This is a genomic window from Paracoccus limosus, assembly GCF_009711185.1.
Classification (GTDB): domain Bacteria; phylum Pseudomonadota; class Alphaproteobacteria; order Rhodobacterales; family Rhodobacteraceae; genus Paracoccus; species Paracoccus limosus.
In genome coordinates, this window is record NZ_WMIF01000054.1 from 1 (window position 1) to 5,801 (window position 5,801).

Genomic DNA, 5,801 nt, shown 5'->3' on the forward strand with positions numbered 1-5,801 from the left:
CGAAACGCAGGCCCGCGTCGGCTGCGCCAGCTGGAAAGCTACGCCGCCACGGGCCTGCTCAACCGCGCGCCAAAGGGGTCACTTTTGGGCGCCGATCGGGGGGGCCGTTTGGATGCCGATTGACACCCTGTTCTGGGCCTGGGGCGCCGACGACGACATCATCGCGCGCCTGGTGAAGAAGACGATCTTCGTCGGCGTCTTCGCCTATATCATCGCCAACTGGAACAATCTCGCCCGCATCGTCTTCGAGAGCTTCGCCGGCCTCGGCCTCATGGCCTCGGGCACGGGGTTTTCTGCCGCCGATCTCCTGCGCCCTGGCCGCGTCGCCCAGATCGGCCTCGATGCCGGGCGCCCGCTGCTCGAATCCATTTCCGATCTCATGGGCTGGATCGCGGTCTTTGAAAACCTCGTGCAGATCCTCTGCCTGTTCTTCGCCTGGGCACTGGTGATCCTCGCCTTCTTCATCCTGGCGATCCAGCTCTTCGTCACCCTGATCGAGTTCAAGCTGACGACGCTTGCAGGCTTCGTGCTGATCCCCTTCGGTCTCTTCGGCAAGACCGCCTTCATGGCTGAAAGGGTCCTGGGCAATGTCGTCTCATCCGGCATCAAGGTGCTGGTGTTGACCGTCATCATCGGCATCGGCTCGACGCTCTTCGGCCAGTTCACTGCAGGCTTCGGCGGTGCGACCCCGACCATTGACGACGCCATGGCCATCGTGCTGGCCGCCCTTTCTCTTCTCGGCCTCGGTATCTTCGGTCCCGGTATCGCCACCGGCCTCGTCTCGGGCGGCCCGCAACTCAGCGCAGGGGCGGCGGTTGGAACCGGCCTCGCGGTCGGCGGTGCTGCTGTCGCGGGCGGTGGCGTGACCATGCTTGCGGCGCGTGGTGGCGGTGCCGCACTTTCGGGCGGTGCTGCACTTGCCCGCGGCGGGGCCTCGGCCGCCGGTGCGGCCTCGTCGGCCTATACGCTCAGTTCCATGGGCGGGTCCGGTGCAGCCGGTGTCGCGTCCGGCCTTGGTGGCGTGGCGCGCACCGGAGCATCCGCAGCCATCTCGCCCCTCAAGCGTGCCGCGTCTCGCTCCGCCGACAGTATGAAATCCAGCTATTCCGACGGCGCAAAAGCGGGGTTCGCGGCGTCCGGCGGCAGCTCCTCAATGGGCACGATCGGCGGCGCCCCATCGCCTGATCCGTCAACGCCCTCAGCCGCAGATAGCCCGCCGGCCTGGGCGCAGAACATGCGCCGCAGCCGGGCGATGAGCCATGGCGTCACCGCTGCCGCCCATGCCGTCCGGTCCGGCGACAGCCATGGTGGCGGCTCCTCCGTCAGCCTTTCCGAAAGTAACCGCACATGAACATCTTCAAACGACCGACGACCCATTACGGCAAGATGCCGGAACCCGAAACGCCCTATCAGCGCGCCGCGCAGGTCTGGGACGACCGCATCGGCTCGGCCCGGGTCCAGGCAAGGAACTGGCGCTACATGGCGTTCGGCTCCTTGATCCTCGCGGCAGGTTTCGCCGGCGCTCTTGTCTGGCAATCGGCGCGTGGGAGCATCGTGCCATGGGTCGTTCAGGTGGACAATCTCGGCCAGGCGCAAGCCGTCGCGCCGGCAGCAGCCGATTATCGGCCGACCGACCCGCAGATCGCCTTTCACCTCGGCCGTTTCATCGAACAGGTGCGCGCGCTCCCGGCCGACGCCATCGTCGTCCGCCAGAACTGGCTCAGGGCTTACGAGTTCACCACCGACCGGGGCGCGGCCGCATTGAACGACTATGCCCGCTCCAACGATCCCTTCACGCGCGTCGGCCGCCAGCAGGTAGCCGTCGAAGTATCGAGCATCATCCGGGCGTCGCCGGACAGTTTCCGTGTGGCCTGGTCTGAGCGGCACTACGAGAACGGCCAACTCTCCACCACCGAGCGATGGACCGCGATCCTGACGGTCGTGATCCAGACCCCGCGCAATGCCGAGCGGCTGCGCACCAATCCCCTCGGAATCTATGTCAACGCGATCAACTGGTCGCGGGAGATGAGCCAATGACCGCCACGACTTTCCGCAAAGCCGGGCTTCCGGTTTTCCGCAAACCCGCCTTCGCGGCTTTGCTGCTTTCCGCCGCCATGCTGGCCGGCTGCGCCACCAACCGGACGCCGCAGTTCAGCTACGACGCCGATGTGCCGCCGGTGCCGACCGTGCAGGCCGCCGCAGCCGACACAACGCCCCGGCCGCTGCACGTCCCGCCCGCCTGGACTGTGGCGCGGGGCGGCGAGGCTGCCGGCACGGCGACGGCCCGCGTCGAGAACGCCAATGCCGCCGCCCGCGTCGAGCCGCGCCGGGAAGGCTACTATAATGCCATCCAGATTTATCCCTGGTCGGAAGGCGCGCTCTATCAGGTCTATGCCGCAGTCGGGCAAATCACCACCATCGCGCTGGAGCCGGGCGAAAGCCTGACCGGCGCGGGGCCGATTGCCGCCGGAGACACCACCCGCTGGATCATCGGTGACACGGAGAGCGGCAGCGGCCCGACCCGCCGGGTGCATGTGCTGGTGAAGCCGACCCGACCGGACATTTCGACCAACCTCGTCATCACCACCGACCGGCGCATCTACATGATCGAACTCCGCGCCCGCGAAGCTCTCTATATGCCTGCTGTGGCATGGGCGTATCCGACACCACCGCCGGGAAGCCGCGTGACCACGCCCTCAGCCCCCGTCATCCCGGCCGAGACCGCGCGCAACTATCGTTACGGCTTGCAGGTGCAGGGCAGCAGCCCGCCATGGCGGCCGGTTTCCGTCTTCGACGACGGCAGGCGCGTCTATGTCGTCTTCCCGCGTGGCATCGTGCAGGGAGAGATGCCGCCTCTGTTCGTCCTTGGATCGGACGGCGAACCGCAGATCGTCAATTCCCGCATCCATCGGAACGTCCTGATCGTGGACCGCCTGTTCGGCGCAGGGGAACTTCGCCTCGGCAGCGGCGACCGCCAGCAGGTCGTCAGGATCGTCCGCGTCGAGCAGACGCGGGCCGCAGCCCAGCCAGCCGGTGCGACCACGGGAGGATCACCCTCATGAGCGATACCGACACCGCAGCCCCCATGCGGTTGCGCGCCGAGCCGCCCCGCGTCACCCGCCTGTCCCGCAAGGTGCTGGCAGGCGCCGGAGCCGTTGCCCTTCTCGGCATTGGCGGGGCACTGATCTACGCTCTCCAGACCCGCGATGCCGGGCCGGGCGGCGGCGAACTCTATTCGACCGAGAACCGCCCCACAGCAGATGGGCTTGCCGGCCTGCCGCGCGACTATACCGGCCCGGTCCTGGGACCGGCGTTGCCGGGCGATCTTGGTCGCCCGATACTTGAGGCGCAGAATCGGGGGCAGCCGGTCGCGCCACCGACCATCACGGCGCCCGCCGTTGATCCAGATGAGCAGCGTCGTCTCGCCGAGGAAGAAGCCGCTCGTCTGAGCGGCGTGTTCTTCCAGTCTGGCCCGCGGGCTGGAGCGACGCCGGGAACGACCATGCCCGGGCTCGCGGGTCTCGATCTCGGTGGTCAGGCTCCAGCGCAGGATCGCCATACCGCTTTTCTCAACGGGCCTGTGGACCGGCAAACCGTCGCCCCGGATCGCGTCGCACCACCGGCATCGCCCTATATCCTTCAGGCCGGGGCGGTGATCCCGGCGGCGCTTATCACCGGCATCCGTTCCGATCTGCCCGGCCAGATCACGGCCCAAGTGACCGAGAACGTCTATGACAGCCCGACCGGCAGCTTGTTGCTGATCCCGCAGGGAACGCGCATCATCGGCCAATATGATGACGGTGTGACCTTCGGCCAGCGCCGCGTCCTGTTGGTCTGGAATCGCCTGATCCTGCCCGGCGGCCGCTCCATCGTCCTGGAGCGCCTGCCGGGTGCGGACGCTTCCGGTTACGCCGGGCTTGAGGATGGCGTGGATTACCACTGGTGGGATCTGATGCGGGCCGCTGGCCTCTCGACCTTGCTTGCGGTCGGTGCGGAATTGGCCAGCAGCGACGAGGATCGACTGATCCGCGCCATCCGCGACGGGGCGCAGGATACCATCAACCAGGCGGGTCAGCAGATCGTCCAGCGCCAGTTGCAGGTCGTACCGACACTGACGATCCGTCCTGGCTACCCGGTCAGGATCATCGTCACCCGCGATCTGGTATTCGAGCCGGCAGGAGGTTGACCATGACAAAGCTGAAACTCGGCCCGCTCCCCGACGACAAGCCCGTGAAGGTGACGGTGGAACTGCCCGCGTCGCTTCACCGCGATCTGGTCGCCTATGCCGAGGTACTGGCCCGCGAGACCGGCCAGCCCACCGCCGATCCCGTCAGGCTGATCGTACCGATGTTGGAGCGGTTCATCGCCACGGATCGTGGCTTTGCAAAGGCGCGAAAGATCCGCTCATGACGTGATCGGGTGTTTGGCCGGGCCGGTTGCCGCGATCATCTCCATGAGCGCGTCTATCACGCTCTGCGTCGAGTCCCACTTCGCCGCGTGGTCCAGCAGGCGGTTCTGAATGTTCAGACTGACCGCTCCATGGATCGTTGACCAGAACATGAAGCCGTAGCGTTGCAGGTCAGCACCCGGCAAGTAACCATGCTCCTGAGATGAGCGCAGGCCTGTCAGCAGCAGACTCAGGACCTGACGACCTGCTTCGCTTGACCACGGATCATCGCTCACCCCAAGCTTCGGGGGCGGTGAGAACATCAGCCGGTACAGAGTGGGGTTCTCCAGGGCGAAGCGCGCATAGGCATAGCTGCCATCGCGCAAATAGCCGAACGGATCGCCTCGCATCTGTTCGAAAACCGCGAACTTCTCGTTGTAGAGGCGTCCAAATCCTTCGTCGCGCGCCGCGCGCAGTAAAGCATTCTTGTTGCGGAAATGGCCGTAAAGGGCCGGCGCCGTGCAGCCCACGGCCTGTGCCACCGAGGTCAGTGGAACATCGAAGTCGCCTTGCTGTGCCAGCAGACGGATCGTTTCCTCGACCGCACGGCGAGCAATATCAAGTTCCTGCTCTTTTCGGGGGCGAGCCATCGAGATCCCTGTTGCGACTGTCCGCTGAAACTGAATACGATTTATTTTTTTCGTTGACGGAGCCGATGTCAAGCAGCACCATCTGGGAACTGAATGGTATTAAGTTTGAGGTGTGGAGGACGGGAGATGGTCGCGTATGAACCTGGCCATCACGGCACGTACCATCGCCTTCGCTGGCAGGCCGCGACCGAGCGCTGGCCAGAAGACGACTGCGGTTCGGGATGATGTGCCATGCCTATGCACCGAAACAGGGACGCCCCATCTGGTAGCTCCGTCCTCGCGCGTATTGTCGAGGGCAGCGCTGGTAAGAGCACAATCCGGTTGCGCCAGTTGCGGCATTTCCTTGCTGCGGCCGACCACGGGAGCTTCCGCAAGGCTGCAATCGCCTTGGACATCAATGAATCATCGGTCAGCCGCCAGATCCGCGACCTTGAGGATGAATTGGGTGCCTCACTATTCATACGACATTCGGGCGGGGTGCGGCTGACGGTCGCCGGGCAGGAGTTTCTGCGCAGCGCCCGGCATGCTCTTCGGCAGATCGACATCGGCGTGACCAAGGTTGCCGCGGTCGGTCGGGCTGACCAGGGACTGCTCAAGGTCGGGATATTTTCTTCGCTGGCGTCGGGATTTCTGTTTAACTGTCAATCGGCATCCAAACGGCCCCCCCGATCGGCGCCCAAAAGTGACCCCTTTGGCGCGCGGTTGAGCAGGCCCGTGGCGGCGTAGCTTTCCAGCTGGCGCAGCCGACGCGGGCCTGCGTTTCG

The 5,801-nt window shown here is 65.6% G+C and carries 7 protein-coding genes; 6 read left to right on the forward strand and 1 reads right to left on the reverse strand.

The window, feature by feature from the left end:
* Positions 1-112 precede the first annotated feature (112 nt).
* Genes trbL through GL279_RS18760 form a run of 5 tightly spaced genes read left to right on the forward strand, consistent with a single transcriptional unit; the run spans position 113 to position 4,410 of the window.
* The gene (gene trbL / locus GL279_RS18740; RefSeq protein ID WP_246175413.1) at positions 113-1,351 is read left to right on the forward strand and encodes a P-type conjugative transfer protein TrbL; all 1,239 of its coding nucleotides are present in this window, start codon (positions 113-115) and stop codon (positions 1,349-1,351) included.
* Entirely contained in the window at positions 1,348-2,037 is a 690-nt protein-coding gene (trbF, locus tag GL279_RS18745) for a conjugal transfer protein TrbF (RefSeq protein ID WP_155066132.1), read from the forward strand. Before trbL ends, trbF begins: the two co-directional genes overlap by 4 nt.
* A complete protein-coding gene (gene trbG, locus GL279_RS18750) occupies positions 2,034-3,062 on the forward strand; it encodes a P-type conjugative transfer protein TrbG (RefSeq protein ID WP_155066133.1) in 1,029 nt (342 codons plus the stop codon). The genes trbF and trbG overlap by 4 nt, the downstream gene beginning before the upstream one ends.
* Positions 3,059-4,186, forward strand: a complete 1,128-nt coding sequence (locus GL279_RS18755) for a TraB/TrbI/VirB10 family type IV secretion system protein (protein WP_143794966.1) — start codon at positions 3,059-3,061, stop codon at positions 4,184-4,186. Before trbG ends, GL279_RS18755 begins: the two co-directional genes overlap by 4 nt.
* A 2-nt stretch (positions 4,187-4,188) precedes the next feature.
* Positions 4,189-4,410, forward strand: a complete 222-nt coding sequence (locus GL279_RS18760; protein WP_035746465.1) for a DUF2274 domain-containing protein — start codon at positions 4,189-4,191, stop codon at positions 4,408-4,410.
* Here the strand turns inward: GL279_RS18760 and GL279_RS18765 are convergent.
* Positions 4,405-5,037 carry a TetR/AcrR family transcriptional regulator gene (locus GL279_RS18765; RefSeq protein ID WP_143794965.1) on the reverse strand — a complete coding sequence of 211 codons (633 nt, stop codon included), beginning with the start codon at positions 5,035-5,037 and terminating at the stop codon, positions 4,405-4,407. The genes GL279_RS18760 and GL279_RS18765 overlap by 6 nt on opposite strands.
* Positions 5,038-5,274: 237 nt before the next feature.
* Between GL279_RS18765 and GL279_RS18770 the strand changes: the two genes are divergently transcribed.
* Complete coding sequence (locus GL279_RS18770) at positions 5,275-5,763, forward strand: LysR family transcriptional regulator (RefSeq protein ID WP_246175414.1); 489 nt, start codon at positions 5,275-5,277, stop codon at positions 5,761-5,763.
* Positions 5,764-5,801: the final 38 nt, after the last annotated feature.